Origin of the sequence: Arthrobacter globiformis NBRC 12137, assembly GCF_000238915.1 — a bacterium.
Lineage (GTDB): Bacteria > Actinomycetota > Actinomycetes > Actinomycetales > Micrococcaceae > Arthrobacter > Arthrobacter globiformis.
In genome coordinates, this window is sequence record NZ_BAEG01000037.1 from 186,397 (window position 1) to 203,818 (window position 17,422).

16 protein-coding genes are annotated in these 17,422 nt (G+C 66.1%); 11 read left to right on the top strand and 5 right to left on the bottom strand.

What is annotated here, in order from left to right:
• Positions 1-56: 56 nt before the first annotated feature.
• From ARGLB_RS06810 to ARGLB_RS06825, 4 genes are all read right to left on the bottom strand, one after another.
• On the bottom strand, positions 57-1,385 hold the full coding sequence (locus ARGLB_RS06810; RefSeq protein WP_003800473.1) for an enolase C-terminal domain-like protein: 1,329 nt from the start codon (positions 1,383-1,385) through the stop codon (positions 57-59).
• Positions 1,382-2,992: an aldehyde dehydrogenase (NADP(+)) gene (locus ARGLB_RS06815; protein ID WP_003800475.1), complete on the bottom strand. Its 1,611-nt coding sequence runs from the start codon at positions 2,990-2,992 to the stop codon at positions 1,382-1,384. Before ARGLB_RS06815 ends, ARGLB_RS06810 begins: the two co-directional genes overlap by 4 nt.
• Positions 2,993-3,037: 45 nt before the next feature.
• Positions 3,038-3,952, bottom strand: a complete 915-nt coding sequence (gene kdgD, locus ARGLB_RS06820; protein WP_003800476.1) for a 5-dehydro-4-deoxyglucarate dehydratase — start codon at positions 3,950-3,952, stop codon at positions 3,038-3,040.
• A 149-nt stretch (positions 3,953-4,101) separates the two neighbouring features.
• Positions 4,102-4,986 (bottom strand): LysR family transcriptional regulator, encoded by an 885-nt coding sequence (locus ARGLB_RS06825; protein ID WP_003800477.1) that lies wholly within the window; start codon positions 4,984-4,986, stop codon positions 4,102-4,104.
• Positions 4,987-5,132: 146 nt separating this feature from the next.
• On the opposite strand from ARGLB_RS06825, the gene ARGLB_RS06830 reads away from it, so the two are divergent.
• The 5 genes from ARGLB_RS06830 to ARGLB_RS06850 all read left to right on the top strand — a co-directional run bounded on the left by ARGLB_RS06830 (position 5,133) and on the right by ARGLB_RS06850 (position 9,238).
• A complete protein-coding gene (locus tag ARGLB_RS06830; protein WP_003800478.1) occupies positions 5,133-6,134 on the top strand; it encodes a Bug family tripartite tricarboxylate transporter substrate binding protein in 1,002 nt (333 codons plus the stop codon).
• A gap of 5 nt (positions 6,135-6,139) precedes the next feature.
• Positions 6,140-6,727: a tripartite tricarboxylate transporter TctB family protein gene (locus tag ARGLB_RS06835; protein ID WP_003800479.1), complete on the top strand. Its 588-nt coding sequence runs from the start codon at positions 6,140-6,142 to the stop codon at positions 6,725-6,727.
• Between the two features lie 9 nt (positions 6,728-6,736).
• Complete coding sequence (locus tag ARGLB_RS06840; protein WP_003800480.1) at positions 6,737-8,269, top strand: tripartite tricarboxylate transporter permease; 1,533 nt, start codon at positions 6,737-6,739, stop codon at positions 8,267-8,269.
• Entirely contained in the window at positions 8,266-8,670 is a 405-nt protein-coding gene (locus ARGLB_RS06845) for a universal stress protein (protein WP_003800481.1), read from the top strand. Before ARGLB_RS06840 ends, ARGLB_RS06845 begins: the two co-directional genes overlap by 4 nt.
• A 292-nt stretch (positions 8,671-8,962) precedes the next feature.
• A complete protein-coding gene (locus tag ARGLB_RS06850) occupies positions 8,963-9,238 on the top strand; it encodes a hypothetical protein (RefSeq protein ID WP_003800482.1) in 276 nt (91 codons plus the stop codon).
• Positions 9,239-9,305: 67 nt separating this feature from the next.
• Here the strand turns inward: ARGLB_RS06850 and ARGLB_RS06855 are convergent, their stop codons facing one another.
• Entirely contained in the window at positions 9,306-10,223 is a 918-nt protein-coding gene (locus tag ARGLB_RS06855) for an AraC family transcriptional regulator (RefSeq protein ID WP_003800483.1), read from the bottom strand.
• A gap of 278 nt (positions 10,224-10,501) precedes the next feature.
• Between ARGLB_RS06855 and ARGLB_RS06860 the strand changes: the two genes are divergently transcribed.
• The 6 genes from ARGLB_RS06860 to ARGLB_RS06885 all read left to right on the top strand — a co-directional run bounded on the left by ARGLB_RS06860 (position 10,502) and on the right by ARGLB_RS06885 (position 17,381).
• On the top strand, positions 10,502-11,851 hold the full coding sequence (locus ARGLB_RS06860; protein WP_003800484.1) for an ABC transporter substrate-binding protein: 1,350 nt from the start codon (positions 10,502-10,504) through the stop codon (positions 11,849-11,851).
• A 61-nt stretch (positions 11,852-11,912) separates the two neighbouring features.
• Positions 11,913-12,881: a carbohydrate ABC transporter permease gene (locus ARGLB_RS06865; protein ID WP_003800485.1), complete on the top strand. Its 969-nt coding sequence runs from the start codon at positions 11,913-11,915 to the stop codon at positions 12,879-12,881.
• The gene (locus tag ARGLB_RS06870; RefSeq protein WP_003800486.1) at positions 12,878-13,813 is read left to right on the top strand and encodes a carbohydrate ABC transporter permease; all 936 of its coding nucleotides are present in this window, start codon (positions 12,878-12,880) and stop codon (positions 13,811-13,813) included. The genes ARGLB_RS06865 and ARGLB_RS06870 overlap by 4 nt, the downstream gene beginning before the upstream one ends.
• 69 nt (positions 13,814-13,882) lie before the next feature.
• A complete protein-coding gene (locus ARGLB_RS06875; protein WP_003800487.1) occupies positions 13,883-14,944 on the top strand; it encodes an NAD(P)-dependent alcohol dehydrogenase in 1,062 nt (353 codons plus the stop codon).
• A gap of 2 nt (positions 14,945-14,946) precedes the next feature.
• Entirely contained in the window at positions 14,947-15,900 is a 954-nt protein-coding gene (locus tag ARGLB_RS06880) for a carbohydrate kinase family protein (protein WP_003800488.1), read from the top strand.
• Positions 15,901-15,902: 2 nt separating this feature from the next.
• Positions 15,903-17,381 (top strand): mannitol dehydrogenase family protein, encoded by a 1,479-nt coding sequence (locus ARGLB_RS06885; RefSeq protein WP_003800489.1) that lies wholly within the window; start codon positions 15,903-15,905, stop codon positions 17,379-17,381.
• Positions 17,382-17,422 lie beyond the last annotated feature (41 nt).

Genomic DNA, 17,422 nt, shown 5'->3' on the forward strand with positions numbered 1-17,422 from the left:
GTCGCGCGAGGTTGCGCCAGGAGTCCCGGCCGTGCGGAAGATCTGTAACTCCAGTACTACCGGACCAGGCAGGGCCGCTTCGGATCGAAGGACCAGCCGTCGATGTAGTACTGCATGCCGATGCTGTCGTCACGGGCATCCAGCCCGTGCTCCAGGTACAGCCGGTGCGCCTTGTCCAAGGCGTCACGGTCCAGCTCAATACCGAGACCGGGCGCAGCAGGAACCTCGATGGCGCCGCCCTTGATCTGCAGCGGGTTCTTGGTGAGGCCCTGCCCGTCCTGCCAGATCCAGTGCGTGTCCAGCGCGGTGATCTCGCCGGGGGCTGCTGCGCCGGTGTGCGTGAACATGGCCAGCGAGATGTCGAAGTGGTTGTTCGAGTGCGAGCCCCAGGTCAGGCCGAACTCGTTGCACAGCTGCGCCACCCGGACCGAGCCGTGCATGGTCCAGAAGTGCGGGTCCGCCAGCGGAATATCGACGGCGTTGCTGCGGATGGCGTGCGCCATTTCGCGCCAGTCCGTGGCGATCATGTTGGTGGCCGTCTTCAGGCCGGTGGCCCGGCGGAACTCGGCCATGACCTCGCGTCCGGAGAAGCGGCCTTCCGCGCCACAGGGGTCCTCGGCGTAAGCCACAACGCCCTGCATCCGCTTGCCGAGGCGGATGGCCTCCTCGAGCAGCCAGCCGCCGTTCGGGTCCAGCGTGACGCGGGCGTCCGGGAAGCGCCTGGCCAGCGCAGTGACCACGTCCACCTCGTCGTCGCCGGACAGCACGCCGCCCTTGAGCTTGAAGTCGCTGAAGCCGTAGCGCTCCTGCGCCGCTTCGGCCAGCGCCACCACGGCCTCGGGGGTCATGGCCTCCTGGCGGCGCAGCTCTTCCCAGCGGTCCGACGGCGCGTCCTCCACGAGGTACGGCAGTTCCGTCCGCTTGTGGTCACCGATGAAGAACAGGTATCCGAGCATGGGCACGGACGTGCGCTGCTGCCCGTCGCCCAGCAGCTCGGCCACCGGGACGCCCAGGAACTGGCCGTGCAGGTCCAGCAGTGCGGATTCGACGGCGGTGACAGCGTGGACGGTGGTGCGCAGGTCGAAGGTCTGCAGGCCGCGGCCGCCGGCGTCGCGGTCGGCGAACTCAGCGGCGATCTCGCGCAACAGGGAGCGGTAGCGGGCCACCGGCTTGCCGGCGATCAGCGCGCCTGCTTCCTCGATGGTGGTTCGGATCTTCTCGCCGCCCGGGACCTCGCCGAGGCCGGTCCTGCCCTCGGAGTCGGTCACGATGACCACGTTCCGGGTGAAGAACGGCCCGTGGGCGCCGCTGAGGTTCATCAGCATGCTGTCGTAGCCCGCAACCGGGACCACTTCCACGTGGGCAATTGTCGGCTGGGCGGTCATGCGTTGACCTCCTCTTTCTCTGCGGCGATGACGGTGCCGTCGATCCGGCGGTTGAGGTGCCAGGGGTTGGTGTCCTTCAGCGGTGCGGGCAGGAGTTCCTGGGGCAGGTTCTGGTAGGCGACGGGCCGGAGGAACCGGTTGATGGCCAGCGTACCCACGGAGGTGGTGCGGGTGTCGGAGGTGGCGGGGAACGGGCCGCCGTGGACCATGGCGTGGCCGACTTCGACGCCGGTGGGCCAGCCGTTGACGATGATGCGTCCCACCTTCTGCTCCAGGGCGGGGATCAGTTGTGCCGCCGTCGGGTAGTCCTCTTCGGTGAGCTGCAGGGAAGCGGTGAGCTGCCCCTCGATCCGGTTCGTGGCCTCGATGAGTTCCTCGGCGGAGGAATAGCGGATCACCAGGGACGCCGCGCCGAAGATTTCCGCGTGCAGCACCTCGTTGCTGATGAAGTTGCTGATGTCCGTGCCGTAGATGGCCGGCGCCGGGGCGTTCTCGGTGGGGCCCGGGGTTCCGGTGCCGACGATGGTCACGTTCCCGGCGGCGCCGAGCGCCTCGGTCCCGGAGTTCCAGGAGCCGGCGATGCCCGCGGTGAGCATGGTCTGTCCGGCGCAGGCGGAAACAGCGCGGCCGACGGCGGCAGCCAGTTTGTCGCCTGCCTCACCGGCGGGGGCGAACAGCAGGCCGGGGGAGGTGCAGAGCTGGCCGGAGCTGCCGGTGACGGCGGTGATGTACTGCTGTGCCAGGGCGTCAATCTGTTCGGCGGAGCCGTTCAGGGCGCCGGGGAAGACGAACACCGGGTTCAGGGAGGACATCTCGGCGTACACGGGGATGGGTTCCGGGCGTGCGGCGGCGGTGCGCATCAGGGCGATGCCGGCGCTCTGGGAGCCGGTGAAGCCGACGGCCTTGATGGCAGGGTCGGCGACGAGGGCCTGGCCGATGCTGCTGCCGGGGCCGTAGATCAGGGAGAAGACGCCCGGGTGCAGGCCGAAGCCAGCAACTGCCTTGGCGATGGCCTGGCCCACCAGCTCGCTGGTGCCAGGGTGGGCGTTGTGGGCCTTGAAAACGACGGGGCAGCCGGCGGCGAGGGCCGAGGCGGTGTCGCCGCCCGCCGTCGAGAAGGCCAGCGGGAAGTTGCTGGCACCAAAGACGGCGACAGGACCCAGCGGGATCTGGCGCTGGCGGATGTCGGCGCGCGGCAGGGGCGTCCGCTCCGGCAGTGCCGGATCGATGCGCACGCCACGGAAGTCGCCCTGGCGGACGACGTTGGCGAAGAGCCGCAGCTGCCCGGTGGTGCGGGCCCGTTCGCCCTGCAGGCGGGCGGCCGGCAGGCCGGTCTCCTGGCCGGCGCGGACGATCAGTTCGTCGCCGATGGCTTCGATGTTGTCCGCGATGGCGTCCAGGAATGCTGCGTGGGTTTCGGGGTCCAGCGTGCCGAAGGATGCGAAGGCCTCCTTCGCAGCGGCGGTGGCGGCCTTGAGCTGCTCCTCGGTGAGCAGCGTGTAGGCCGGTTCGAGCTGTTCGTTGGTGGCCGGGTTGAAGGCGAAGGTGGTCTTGCCTTCGCCGGCGACGGTTTGTCCGGCGATCAGGGAGTGTCCGGTGAGGGTCACGGTGGTTCCTCCTGGGTATAGGTGGTTTGGCTAAGCGGCCGGCAACTAGGAGACCTTGGCGATGAGCGCCTTGAGGTCGGCCAGGTCCTGCGGTGCCAGGTTCTGCAGCGGGGGGCGGACGCCGCCGGCGGAGCGGCCGATCGCGTCGAGGCCACCCTTGACGATGGAGACAGCGTAGCCCTTCACGCGGTCACGGATGTCCAGGTACGGAATGACGAAGTCGTTGAGCTTCTGGTTCACGGCCACGCGGTCGTTGTTGCGGACGTCCTGGTAGAAGTCGAGCGCGAACTGCGGAACGAAGTTGTACATGGCGCTGGAGTAGGTGCTCATGCCCAGCTGCAGGAGCGGCAGGGCGAAGGTCTCTGCCGTGGGGAGGCCGCCGAGGTAGAAGAGTCGGTCGCCGAGTTTGGCGTAGACGCGGGCATCGTGCTCGAGGTCGCCCACGCCGTCCTTGAAGCCGATCAGGTTCTCGTGCCGGTCGGCCAGGGTGGCCACCGTGGTGTCCTTGTAGATGGCGTTGGCGCGGTTGTAGATGATGACACCCAGCGACGTGGCGCTGCAGATGGCGCTGACGTGCTCGATCAGGCCGCCCTGGTCGGCTTCGGTCAGGTACGGCGGAAGGAGCAGGATGCCCTCGGCACCGGCGGCCTCGGCGGCCTTGGCGTTTTCGACGGCCTGGGCGGTGGAGCCGCCGGCGGAGGCCAGGACGGGAACGGTGCTGCCGACTTCCTCGACGGCGGCGCGGACCACGCGGGCCGACTCGGCCGGGGTGAGGGAGAAGCCCTCACCCGTGCCGCCGGCGGCGAAGAGCCCGGCAACGGGGTAGCTGGCCTGCCACGCCAGGTGCTTGCGGTAGTTCTCCTCGTCGAACTGCAGCTCTGCATCGAAGGAGGTCACGGGGAAGGAGAGCAGGCCTTCCTTGAGGATGCTTGCGAGTTCCTGGGGTGAGTACTTTGCCACGGAATGTCCTTGGAGTTGGCGCCGCGGGCGGCGGGGGCTGGGGTGGTGTGGTTCCTTTTCAGACTAGGGAGGCCCGTCCATGCCTGTCCAAGTGCATTTTTGTATCCATTGATACCCTCGGTGCATTGAGTCCGCACAGCCAAAGGCATTCAGTTTGCCGCGAACTCCAGGTCGCGCAACAGGCGTGCCAGCGCAGGGTTTTTGGCATCCCGGTTCCAGATGGCGTGCAGTTCCACCGGTTCTTCTTCCCTGCTGGCCAGCGGCAGGAATGAAACGCCGCGGATCCCCAGCGCGGTGGCCGAATGCGGTACGAAGGCCACACCGCGCTTGGCAGCCACGAGCGAGACCATGGTGAGGATCTGGCTCACGGTGTGCACCACGTTCTCGTGCCGGACCGCGTGCAGGCGGACCACGAGGTCGTAGAAGTACCTGGCCTGCGTGGGGGAGTGCATGATGAGCGGCTCGTCCTTGAGGTCCTCGTTCTCGATGTCCCGTTTGAGGCCGGTGAGGGGATGCGATGCGGGAACGGCCAGCACCATTGACTCGCGGTAGAGCAGGTGGGAGTCGAATACCTCCGTATCAAAAGGCGGCCGGGCCAGGCCGAGGTCCAGTTCGCCGGTGAGCAGGCCTTGGATCTGCTCGCCGGTGACCAACTCCTGGAGGTCGATGTCCACATCGGGCACGATCGCGCCAATCTCCTCCAGCAGGGGTCCGAGGATGCTGAAGCCGCTCGCGGCGGTGAAGCCGATGCGGAGATGGCCCTGCCGGCCGGAGGCGATGCGCCGTGCGGTCACAGGGGCCCTGTTGGCCAGCGCCATAAGCCGGCGGGCCTCGTCAAGGAAAGCGCGTCCTGCTGCGGTCAGCTCGACCCGGCGGTTGTCCCGCTCGAGGAGTTCAGCCCCCACAGACTTCTCCAGTTTCTGGATCTGGCGGCTGAGTGGAGGCTGGGTCATGTTGAGCCGTTCGGCGGCCCGGCCAAAGTGGAGTTCCTCGGCCACGGCGATGAACCCGGTCAGCTGGTCCAAAGTAAACATGATGCTCTCCCGGTATTACTTGATGCATATTTGGGCTTAGACAGGCATCATAGCGCGTCCCTACACTCGATCTAGCGAGCCGGGCAGTGACCCGGTTCACACCATCTACGGGCTGAGGCAGCCCGCAGTGCTAACGAGGAGTTTCAATGATGCACTTCCCCAACCGCCGCGCCATTCTTGGTGCGGCATCGGCCATCACCCTGTTGGCCCTGACCGCGTGCGGCAACGTTTCCGGCGGCGGCAGCGATTCATCCAAGTACCCCAATGGCCCGGTCAACCTCACCGTCGGCCAGGCACCGGGCGGCAGCACCGACCTCATCGCCCGTGCCATCTCCGAAGGCGCAGCCAAGACCCTCGGCGCCCCGATGCCCGTAGTCAACAAGCCGGGAGCAAACGGCGCACTGGCCAGCAAGGAGGTGGCAGGAAAGCCGGCGGACGGTCAGAACCTGCTGCTCATCAACGCTTCCCTGATCACCATCACGCCGCTGGCCGTGACGCAGGACGAGGCCGTCAACATTGATGACTTTGACATCATCACCGGCCTGTCCCAGGACGACTACGTGCTGGTTGCCAGCGAAAAGTCCGGCTTCAAGTCCATCAAGGACGTGACCTCGGCCGGCCGCAACGTCACCTACGGCACCACCGGCGTCGGAACCGGCAGCCAGCTTGCCCAGACCGTTCTCTTCAAGCAGGCCAACGTGAAGGGCACCGACGTTCCCTTCGACAGCGGCAAGCCCGCACTGACCGCCGTCCTGGGCAACCAGGTGGAACTGGCCACCATCCAGCTTGGCGAGGCCATGCCGCAGATCGAGGCCGGCAAGGTGTCCCCGCTGCTCGTCTTCTCGGAGGAGCGCAACTCCTTCCTGCCGGACACGCCCACCGCCAAGGAATCCGGCTACGACGTTCCGGTGGCCCAGTACCGCGCCGTCGCCGCTCCCAAGGGAACCCCGCAGGAAGTCAAGGACAAACTCCTGGCCGCTATCCAGGACACCCTGAAGTCGGACGCGTACAAGGAGTTCAACAAGAAGAACATGCTGACCCCGAAGGAAATCTCCGGTGCGGAAGTAGTCACCCAGTGGAAGGACTACGCAGCCAAGTACAAGGCCCTGGTGGAGAAGTACAGCATCAGCCTTGCCGGGAACAAGTGATTCCAGTGCAGGCAGCATCACCGGTATCCGGCGGCGGGAACAGCTCCAACGCTGTTTCCTCCGCCGGGAACGGCACCACTGATCTTCCCGACGCCGAGCCCGACGATCTGACTCCCGAGCAGCTGGCGGCCCAGTGGGAGGAAGAAAAGCCGCCTGCCGCGGGCGCGCTGGCCAACGTGGGGTCCTCCCTGGTGGTCATCGGCGTCGGCGTGGGGGCCGTGGTCCTGTCGGTTGCGATGGGCCTGGGCACACCGTCCGCCCCGCAGCCTGGCCTGTGGCCTTTCATGATCAGCTGCGTGATGGTGGTCCTCGGGCTGTTCCAGCTGATCATGGGCCGGCGCAACCGGGACGCGGAGAAGTTCACCCGCATGTCCGTGGCCCCGCTGACCGGGCTGGTCACCCTGGCCGCCATGGTGGCCCTCATGCCGATTGCCGGCTTCGAACTCCCGGCCCTGGTGCTGTGCATCATCTGGATGCGCTACCTCGGCGGCGAAACCTGGCGCTCCACGCTCGTGGTCAGCGCCGTCGTCGTGGCAGCTTTCTACGGCATCTTCGTGACGGCGCTCAACACTTCCATCCCCCACCTCTTCTAGGAGACCACCGTGGATTTCCTGAATCCCGTGATCAACGGATTTGCAGTCGTCCTGGAGCCAATGAACCTCCTGTACTGCCTGATCGGCGTCGTTATCGGCATGCTGATCGGTGTATTGCCCGGTCTGGGGCCCGCGGCAACCATCGCCATCCTGCTCCCGCTCACCTACAACGTTGAGCCCGTCACCGCCATCATCATGCTGGCCGGCATCTTCTACGGCGCCCAGTACGGCGGCACTATCACTTCGGTGCTGCTGCGGCTGCCCGGCGAGGCCTCCTCCGTGGTGACCGTGTTCGACGGCTACCAGATGGCCAAGCAGGGGCGGGCCGGCACGGCCCTCGGACTGGCATCCATCGGCTCGTTCGTCGGCGGAACCGCGGCCATCATCGGCCTGACCTTCCTGGCCCCGATCGTGGCAAGCTTCGCCCTGGACTTCGGGCCTGCCGAGTACACCGCGCTGGCGCTGCTGGGCATCCTGCTGGTGGCCACCATCAGCAGCGGCTCAAAGACCAAGGCCCTCATCGCGGCAGCCCTCGGCCTGCTGCTGGCAACGGTTGGCCGGGACATCTTCACCGGTGAAAACCGGTTCACCTTCGGCAGCCTGGAGCTTGCCGACGGCATCGACTTCGTGCCGATCGCCATGGGCATCTTCGGCCTCGGCGAGATCCTCTACAACCTCGAGGAGCGCCACCGCGCCGCCAAGGCGCCCTCCGCCGTCGCAAATGTCTGGCCCTCGCGGGGTGATCTGAAGCAGGCATCCGGCGCCATCGGCCGCGGCTCCGTCCTCGGATTCTTCCTGGGCATCCTGCCCGGCGGCGGTGCCACCATCGCCTCGATGGCCTCCTATGCCATGGAGAAGAAGCGGGCCAAGCAGCCGGAGCGCTTCGGCAAGGGTGCGCCGGAAGGCGTGGCCGGGCCGGAAACGGCCAACAACGCCGCGGCGACGTCCTCGTTCATTCCGCTGCTGACCCTCGGCATCCCGGCCAACGCCACCATGGCGCTGATGTTCGGCGCACTGCTGATCCAGGGCGTCACCCCCGGCCCGCAACTCGTGGAGCAGGACCCGGGACTGTTCTGGGGCGTGGTGAACTCCATGTACATCGGCAACATCCTGCTGCTGATCATGAGCCTGCCGCTGGTGGGGATCTTCGTGAAGATCCTCCGCGTGCGGGCCGCCATCCTGGCGCCGATCACGGCGCTGATCACCCTGCTCGGCGCCTACACGATCAACAACAGCATGTTCGACGTGACGCTCGTGGTGGTCTTCGGGATCGTGGGCTACCTGATGAAGAAATTCGGCTTCGAGCCAGGTCCGCTGGTACTGGCATTCGTGCTGGGCTCCCTGCTGGAGAGCTCCCTCCGCCGCGCCCTGCTGGTCTTTGGCGGCGACCCGCTGGGCTTCTTCAGCCGGCCTATCTCCGCCACGCTCCTCATCGTGTTCGTTCTTGTGGCCGCGCTCCCGGGCATCCGCTCCGGGCTGGCCAAGCGCAAGGCCACCATCCCCGCGGACACCGCCGCCACAGAAATCAAGGAGAAGGTATGAGCATCATCGTCGGATTCGTCCCCACCCCGGCGGGGGAGGCCGCCCTCGCGGCGGGCATCGCGGAGGCCCGCCTCCGCAACCAGGATCTGGTGATCGTCAACTCCGCCCGTGAAGGCGCCCTGGTGGACAAGTCCGTGGCACCGGACGACGTCCTGGCCAACGCTTCCCGGCAGGCAGCGGACGCCGGCGTGACGGCCAGGGTGATTCAACCGCCGTACCAGCATGACCTGGCCGATGAGTTCCTCGACGTCGCGCGGGAGGAAAACGCCTCCCTGATCGTCATCGGGCTGCGGCACCGCACGCAGGTGGGCAAGTTCATCCTCGGCAGCCACGCCCAGCGCATCCTCATGCAGGCGGACCGTCCCGTTCTGGCCGTGAAGGCCGACGGCGGCCAGTTTTAGTTCCCGTAGCACCGCTTGGTAAGAGGCGGGCCGGCACCCGAACGGGATTCCGGCCCGCCTCAGCCATATCCCGCACTTTTTCTGGATCAACCAGAAGGACGGCAAGGGCCGCACCATGATCCACCAGAAGGACGGGCTCACAGTCTTCCGGAAGGCGTCCCCGGGCGGAGGACGCCGTCGCTCGCAGGCCGTGACGTCGGACTCTTAACCTGCTTCACAGGAATAGCGGGCACCGCAGGGACCTTGTGCTAAACGGGCTGCCGACCACCGGCTGTCTCGTGAAAGGACATTTTTGCCTACTGCCTTCATCCCGTTCACCATGTGCGCCACGGTCCGCGACGACCACCGGCGCTCCTTCCGCACCGACCTGGAACGCCTCACGTCCGCCCACCGTGGCTGGGCGCCGTTGGATGTGCTCAAGTCCACCAACACCAAGGCTCTCCTCCGCGGAGCGATCCCGCAGGGCGTTCACACCGCCACAGACGCGGGTCTCGCCCGCTACCTCCAGGACCGCCTTGCCGCCGACACGGACATCCACCTGGATCTCACCGTCAGCATCGAGCGGTAACAGAATCCTGCGCAGCCCCGGACCTTTTGGGTCCGGGGTTTTTCGTGCGGCCCATATGCACTGAGTGTCAGTTTTGCGTCCGCTGCCGGTACTGACGAGGCGTTTCGCCGGTGTCGTTGAGGAAATGCCGGTTGAAATTGGACAGGTTGGAAAAGCCGACTTCATAGCAGATGTCGGAGATGGCGCTGTCGCCGTGCTCCAGCAGGCGCCGCGCGTGGGCGAGACGGAGTTTGCGGACCAGGTCGCTGAAGTTCTGGCCCGTGGAGCGTTTGAAGTATTTCGAGAATGTCGGTTCGCTCATGCCGACCAACGCTGCCGCTTCGGACATCTTGATGTTGCCGGCATGGTTGCTGAAGACATACTCCAGGACGATATCGACGACGGCCGCCGCCTGGCCGTCCAGTTGCGGCCGGAACCATTCCTCGGCCAGGTAACGCCGTTCCTCCTGCGGCGCCCGCACCAGAATCGTGAAAAGTTCCAGGAGGTGGTGCAGCCGTTCCAGCCCTTCGGTTTCGCCCATGGCTTCGATGGATGCGGCGGCGGCCCGGGCCGAGCGGCCCAGGAACTCGATCCCGCGCGCGGACTGATCCAGCAGGGGCTTGACCTCCTCCATCTCAGGAACGGTCACAGCGGCCTGTTGAATCCACTTCCCGTCGAACTGGATCACGGCGTCGCGCCGTTCGAGCACCTCTCCGGGCTCCAGGTCGCTGACCCAGTCGTGCGGCAACCCCGACCCGACCAGCGAGACGTGGCCCGCCTCAAAGGTGCCGATGTGGTCGCCGACGATGAACTTTCCCGTGCCTTTGCGGATCAGGTGGATCTCATATTCGGGGTGGTAGTTCCAGCGCGCCAACGGACTGGGGTAGTCGTGCTCGTGCCACCGGACCGAGTGGCTGGGGTCCGGCGGGATGACCTCCCGGTTGGCACGCATGCCCAGCAGCCGCTCTGCGAGCCTGGCCGTTGCACCGTCGGTAGGGGCAGTCATTGCGGTTCTCCGTGTCGTGGGATGTTTATGAAATATGGACACCGCAGATCAGTGCCTTCGCCTAGATTACCGCCAACGCAGGACGTTGCCACGGAAAATTTGTATCAGAATTCAGCAACCAGGGCGCTAGTTGTGCCGTATCCCACAGACCTAAAGTTGAGGAACACCAGCGCGGCACATCGGATCCCCCGATCAAATGCCGCTCCAGTCCGGTACTTCGACACAGCAGTCGGGGTGCAGTGGCTGCGCACCCCCCTTGAAGAACAAAGGAGTCCTCAATGCGCTCAAAAATGCGCGCTGCCTCACTGGCCGCCGGCGCCCTGTGCCTCGCACTTTCTGCCTCGGCCTGCTCTGGGGCCGGCGGCGGAACGGCCGCCGGTGACCAGAACAGCATCAATGTCCTGATGGTGAACAATCCGCAGATGGAAGACCTGCAAAGGCTGACCGCGGATAACTTCACCAAGGAAACCGGCATCAAGGTCAACTACACGATCCTGCCGGAGAATGACGTCCGGGCGAAGATCAGCCAGGAATTCTCCAGCCAGGCCGGCCAGTACGATGTCGCTTCCCTCTCGAACTACGAGATTCCGTTCTACTCCGAGAACAAGTGGCTCGCGCCCCTGGACAATGTAGCCAAGGACGCCGAATTCAACCAGGCAGACATTCTGCCCGCTTACACGGCTTCCCTGACTGGCAAGGACGGGAAGCTGTACGGCGAGCCGTTCTACGGTGAGTCCTCCTTCCTGATGTACCGCAAGGACATTTTCGAGGCCAAAGGCCTGACCATGCCGGAGAAGCCCACCTGGGACCAGGTCGCTGATTTGGCCGCAAAGGCCGACGGAGCGGCTGCGGGCATGAAGGGCATCTGCCTCCGCGGCCAGCCGGGCTGGGGCCAGGTTTTCGCGCCGCTGACCACCGTGGTCAACACCTTCGGCGGCACCTGGTTCGACAAGGACTGGAACGCGAAGGTCAACGCTCCCGAGTTCACCGCGGCGACCGAGTTCTACACCAAGCTGGTGCGCGAGCACGGTGAAGCGGGTGCCGCGCAGGCCGGGTTCACCGAGTGCCTGAACAACATGAGCCAGAGCAAAGTGGCCATGTGGTACGACGCCACGTCCGCTGCCGGCGCACTGGAGGCCGCGAACTCGCCGGTGAAGGGCAAGATCGGCTACGCCCAGGCCCCGGTGAAGAACACGAAGTCGTCGGGCTGGCTGTGGACCTGGTCCTGGGGCGTCCAGGCAGCCTCGAAGAAGCAGGAAGCTGCCGGCAAGTTCATCGCCTGGGCCAGCTCGAAGAAGTATGAGGAACTCGTCGCGTCCAAGCTCGGCTGGGCGAAGGTTCCGTCCGGCAAGCGCATCTCCACCTACGAGAACGCGGACTTCCAAAAGGCGGCGCCGTTCTTCAAGGCGGAGCGCTCCGCCATCGAAAACGCGGATCCGAAGAATCCAGGCGTGCAGGAGCGTCCGGTGGTCGGCATCCAGTTCGTCGGGATCCCCGAATTCGCTGACCTTGGCACCACGGTCTCCCAGGGTGTCAGTTCCGCCATCGCAGGGCAGGGATCGGTAACCGAGGCGCTGGCCAAGGGCCAGGAAGCCGCTCAGAAAATCGGCGACAAGTACAAGAAGTAACCCACCCACCAACCGGCTCCGTGGCCGCCCCCGGGCGGCCACGGAACCGCAGGAGACCATCATGACAACAGCAACAGCGCGCATTTCCCGCACCGGGCACAGCGCAACGAAACCTTCCAAGAACGCCAGATCCCGTGAACGCGCCCTGGCCTGGGCACGGCGTGCGCCGCTGCTGCCGGCCCTCATCTTCCTGATCATCGTCACCCAGTTGCCGTTCGTGGTGACCCTGATCATCTCGTTCCTGAACTGGAACAGCCTCCGCCCGGACCAGACCGGATTCGCCGGCCTGAGCAACTACATCGAAGTCCTCACCAACGCCGACCTGCGCCAGGCCATCTTCACCACCGTCATCCTCACCGTGTCCGTGGTCCTGGCCAGCCTGGTCATCGGCCTCGGACTCGCACTGCTGCTGGACAAGAAGTTCATCGGCCGGGGACTGGCGCGCACCCTCCTGATCGCACCGTTCCTCGTGGTGCCCGTGGCCGCCGCCCTCATCTGGAAGCACGCCCTGCTAAACCCGACGTACGGGCTGATCAACGGGATCCTGACCTGGGTCTGGTCCCTGTTCGGCAGCGACACCCCGCCGCAGCCGGACCTGCTGTCCCAGGCGCCGCTGATGGCCGTCATCGTCTCCCTGGTCTGGCAGTGGACTCCCTTCATGATGCTCATCCTGCTGGCCGGCCTGCAGTCGCGTCCCATGGACACCGTTGAGGCAGCACAGATGGACGGCGCCAGCCCGTGGGACATCTTCCGCCACCTCACCCTGCCGCACCTGCGCCAGTACCTGGAACTCGGCGGCCTGCTCGGAGCGATCTACATCGTGCAGAACTTCGATGCCGTCTTCACCCTCACCTCCGGCGGCCTGGGCACCGCCAACCTTCCCTACGCCATCTACCAGACGTTCTACTTCGCCAACGAATACGGCCTGGCCTCGGCCGCCGGCGTTGTGGTGGTCATCGGCACCATCATCGTGGCGACCTTCGCCCTCCGCACCGTTTTCTCGCTCTTCAAGAAGGAGGCAGCACGATGAGCACCCTCACCCCCGCCGCACCCCGAAACACACCCCCCGGCCCGACCGCCCTGAACGCCGGGTCGCGCCGCCGCATATTCGGTAGGTTCGGCGGCAAGTCCCGCATGGATCCCACCCGTAACAACACCGCCGCCGGCGTCGCGGCCTGGCTGCTGGCCCTGCTGTTCGCCGCCCCGGTCCTGTGGATGATCCTGACGTCCTTCCACTCGGAAACGGACGCCGCCACAAACCCGCCCTCCGTCGCGGCGAACCTCACCCTGGACGCCTACAAGGAGTTCTTCGGCGCCAGCTCCGGCGTCAGCCCCTGGCCGCCGCTGATCAACTCCGCCACCGCCTCGATCCTGTCCACCGTGCTGGTGCTGGTCCTGGCCATCCCTGCGGCCTATGCGCTGTCCATCCGGCCGGTGAAGAAGTGGACCGACGTGATGTTCTTCTTCCTCTCCACGAAGATGATGCCGGTGGTGGCCGCGATCCTGCCCCTTTACCTGTTCGCCAAGACCACCGGCGCACTGGACAACATCTGGTTCCTGATCCTGATGTACACCTCCATGAACCTGCCCATCGCCGTCTGGATGATGCGCTCCTTCCTTGCCGAAGTACCGGTGGAAATGCTGGAGGCTTCACAGATCGACGGCGCCAGCCTGCTCCTCACCCTTCGGAAGATCATCGCTCCCGTGGCCATGCCCGGCATCGCCGCCACCGCCCTGATCTGCTTCATCTTCAGCTGGAACGAACTGCTCCTGGCCCGGGTCCTCACCGGCGTCATGGCCGGGACAGCACCGGTGTTCCTCACCGGCTTCGTCTCCAGCCAGGGCCTGTTCCTCGCCAAGGTCTGCGCGGCCGCCGTCGTCATTTCACTTCCGGTGCTGTTCGCAGGCTTCGCCGCCCAGGACAAACTCGTCCAGGGCCTCTCGCTGGGCGCCGTGAAATAACAGGGCCGCGACATAACAGCGCCGCCAAGTAGCCGGTCCCGCCACTTCGATTCCCAGAGGATTACTTCGATGACAACACCCACCGCACAGTCCCGTATCCGCACGGACGCCGAACTGCCGGCCTCCATGCGCGCCTCCATCCTGAAGCGCCAGGGCGACATGGCACTGGAAACCCTTCCCGTCCCCGGCCTGGAGCCCGACCAGGTCCTGGTGCAGGTCGCCGCCGTCGGCGTCTGCGGCAGCGACGTCCACTACTACGAACACGGGCGGATCGGGGACTACGTGGTGGACCACCCGCTGATTCTTGGCCACGAGCTCTCCGGCCGGATCGCCGCCGTCGGAAGCGCCGTCGATCCTGACCGCATCGGCAAGCGCGTCGCCGTCGAACCCCAGCGCCCCTGCCGCACGTGCAAGCAGTGCAAGGCCGGACGCTACAACCTGTGCCCCGACATCGAGTTCTACGCCACCCCGCCGATTGACGGCGCCTTCGCGGAATACGTCACCATCCAGAGCGACTTCGCCTACGACATCCCGGACAGCGTCAGCGACGAGGCCGCCGCCCTGATCGAGCCGCTGTCGGTGGGGCTGTGGGCCTGCGAACGTGCCGAAATCCGGCCCGGAAGCCGCGTCCTGATCGCGGGGGCCGGCCCCATCGGCATCATCGCCGCCCAGGCCGCCCGCGCCTTCGGTGCCACGGAAATCTACATCAGCGACGTCGCCGAAGACCGCCTGGCCTTCGCCTTGGAACACGGCGCCACCCACGCGCTGAACGCGAAGACGGACACTGTGGAAGGGCTCGACGTCGATGCCTTCATTGACGCTTCCGGCGCACCGCAGGCGGTCCGTTCCGGGATCAAGGCCGTGGGACCGGCCGGGAGGGTCATCCTCGTCGGGCTGGGGGCGGACGACGTCGAACTCCCCGTCTCGTACCTCCAGAACCGTGAGATCTGGCTCTCCGGAGTCTTCCGCTACACCAACACCTGGCCCCTGGCGATCCAGCTCATCGCCGACGGCAAAGTCGACCTGGATGTCCTGGTCACCGGCAAGTTCTCCCTCGCCGAGTCCGAGGAAGCACTCAAAGCCGGCAAACAGCCGGGCCAGCTCAAGGCCGTCGTCTACCCGGGCCGCTGACCATGATCACCGTCATCGGCGAATCGCTGGTTGACATCATCGATGACCAGCGGCGGGGTAACGGCGATCCCGAGATGCACCCGGGCGGCAGCCCGCTCAACGTTGCCGTCGGCTGCGCCCGCCTGGACCTCCGCACCAAACTCGTCACGCACTTCGCCGAGGACCGTTACGGGCGCATGATTGCTGACCATCTGGACAGCAACGGCGTCCGGAGCATCGTCGGCGGCTCCGAACCGACCTCAACCGCCCTGGCCTCCCTGGACGCCGTCGGTGCGGCGCAATATACGTTCTCCATAGGCTGGGACATCAACGGAGCATCCATACCTGCCCTGGCAGCCGCGGAGAGCTCGCTCCACGTCCACACCGGGTCCATTGCCACGGCACTGCCCCCGGGCAACAAGTCGGTACGGGGACTGGTCGACGCGGCACGCCCGCACGCCACCATCAGCTTTGACCCCAACTGCCGTCCGGCCATCAGCCCGGACGTGGCCGCGGCACGGGAACAGGCCGAGGACTTTGTGGCCGCCAGTGACATCGTCAAAGCCAGTGACGAGGACCTGCTGTGGCTTTACCCGCACAGGACGCTGGAGGAGTCGATGGCGGCGTGGCTGGACCTGGGCCCGTCGCTGCTGGCGTTGACCCGCGGCGCCAACGGCCCGGTGCTCATGACAGGGCAGGGACGCGTGGAGATGCCCGGGGAGCCCATCACGGTGGCTGACACCGTTGGGGCAGGAGACTCCTTCATGGCCGGACTGATCTCCGGACTCGCCCAGATGGACATGCTGGGGGCGGCCGGCAGGCCACACCTGCATAACCTGTCCCCGGATGACCTGCACGCCCTGGCCGCCTATGCGAACCGGGCCGCGGCGATCACCTGTTCCCGCCAAGGGGCCAACCCGCCGACGTCGGCAGAGCTGGGTCCCCTGACCGGCTCCATTTCCGCCCAGAAGGCGTGATTATGCAAACACTGAGCAACAGTTCCCTGCCCGGGATGCCTGCACCGGTGGCCGTACCGTCCTACGACCGGACGAAGCTCACCGCCGGCATCGTCCACTTCGGCGTCGGCGGGTTCCATCGCGCCCATCAGGCCATGTACCTGGACCGGCTGATGAATGCCGGACTGGCTCACGACTGGGCCATCTGCGGGGTCGGGGTCCTGCCCGGGGACGCCCGCATGAAGCAGGTCATGGACAGCCAGGACTGCCTTTACACCCTGGTGGTGAAAAATCCTGACGGAAGCCGGGAGGCACGGGTCATCGGCTCGATCATCGAGTACCTCTTCGCCCCGAACGACCCCGAGCCGGTCATCGAAAAAATGGCATCGGAACAGATCCGCATCGTCTCGCTCACCGTCACTGAAGGCGGCTACAACTTCCACCATGTCACCGGTGACTTCAACGCGGAAAACCCCGACGTGATCCACGACCTCCAGCCGGGAGCCACGCCGAAGACGACATTCGGCCTCGTCACGGAAGCACTCGCGAGGCGGCGGGAACGCGGGCTGGCTCCCTTCACCGTGATGTCCTGCGACAACATCCAGGGCAACGGCGACGTCGCCCGCAGGATGTTCACGGCGTTTGCAAACCTCAAAGACCCGGGGTTGGGCGCCTGGATCGCGGAAAGCGTCCCCTTTCCCAACAGCATGGTGGACCGGATCACCCCGGTCACCACCGATGACGACCGGGCCGCCATTGCCGGGGAATTCGGCGTCGGGGACGCGTGGCCGGTGGTGTGCGAGCCGTTCGAGCAGTGGGTCCTCGAAGACCACTTCAGCCTCGGCCGCCCTCCGTTCGACGACGCCGGTGTCCAGCTGGTGGACGACGTCGAACCGTACGAACTGATGAAGCTGCGGCTGCTGAATGCCAGCCATCAGGGCATGTGCTATTTCGGCTACCTCGCCGGCTACCGTTACGCCCACGAAGCCGCCCAGGACCCGCTGTTCGCCCGGTTCCTGCTTGACTACATGGACAGGGAAGCCACGCCCACGCTCCAGCCCGTGCCCGGCATCGATCTCGGATCTTACAAGCGAACCCTGATTGAGCGGTTCTCCAACCAGCACGTCAGGGACACTCTCGCCCGGCTGTGCGCCGAAAGCTCCGACCGGATCCCCAAATGGCTGCTGCCGGTCATCCGTCTCAACCTGGACAACGGCGGAGAGATCCACCGCTCCGCGGCAATCGTCGCCAGCTGGGCCCGCTACGCCGAAGGCACGGACGAGCAAGGAAACCCCGTCGACGTCGTCGACCGGCTCAAAGAACCCCTGATGGCCGCCGCCGCACGGCAGCGCGAGGAACCGCTGGCGTTCATCGCCAACCGGGAGGTCTTCGGCGACCTTGCCGATAACGGGCGCTTCGTGGACGCGTACACGCGGGTTCTCGGCGAGCTCCATTCCGACGGGGCCGCGGCAGCCCTGCAGTCCCTCGTGGCCCGCTCCTAGAAGACCGAATGTCCAGACCGAAAATGCCTGGCACCGCCGGC

Excerpts from the sequence above, each read along its gene's own strand:
- ARGLB_RS06810 (WP_003800473.1), bottom strand. The coding sequence starts at position 1,385 with ATGACCGCCCAGCCGACAATTGCCCACGTGGAAGTGGTCCCGGTTGCG.
- ARGLB_RS06825 (WP_003800477.1), bottom strand. The coding sequence starts at position 4,986 with ATGTTTACTTTGGACCAGCTGACCGGGTTCATCGCCGTGGCCGAGGAA.
- ARGLB_RS06830 (WP_003800478.1), top strand. The coding sequence starts at position 5,133 with ATGATGCACTTCCCCAACCGCCGCGCCATTCTTGGTGCGGCATCGGCC.
- ARGLB_RS06845 (WP_003800481.1), top strand. The coding sequence starts at position 8,266 with ATGAGCATCATCGTCGGATTCGTCCCCACCCCGGCGGGGGAGGCCGCC.
- ARGLB_RS06855 (WP_003800483.1), bottom strand. The coding sequence starts at position 10,223 with ATGACTGCCCCTACCGACGGTGCAACGGCCAGGCTCGCAGAGCGGCTG.
- ARGLB_RS06860 (WP_003800484.1), top strand. The coding sequence starts at position 10,502 with ATGCGCTCAAAAATGCGCGCTGCCTCACTGGCCGCCGGCGCCCTGTGC.
- ARGLB_RS06865 (WP_003800485.1), top strand. The coding sequence starts at position 11,913 with ATGACAACAGCAACAGCGCGCATTTCCCGCACCGGGCACAGCGCAACG.
- ARGLB_RS06870 (WP_003800486.1), top strand. The coding sequence starts at position 12,878 with ATGAGCACCCTCACCCCCGCCGCACCCCGAAACACACCCCCCGGCCCG.
- ARGLB_RS06875 (WP_003800487.1), top strand. The coding sequence starts at position 13,883 with ATGACAACACCCACCGCACAGTCCCGTATCCGCACGGACGCCGAACTG.
- ARGLB_RS06880 (WP_003800488.1), top strand. The coding sequence starts at position 14,947 with ATGATCACCGTCATCGGCGAATCGCTGGTTGACATCATCGATGACCAG.
- ARGLB_RS06885 (WP_003800489.1), top strand. The coding sequence starts at position 15,903 with ATGCAAACACTGAGCAACAGTTCCCTGCCCGGGATGCCTGCACCGGTG.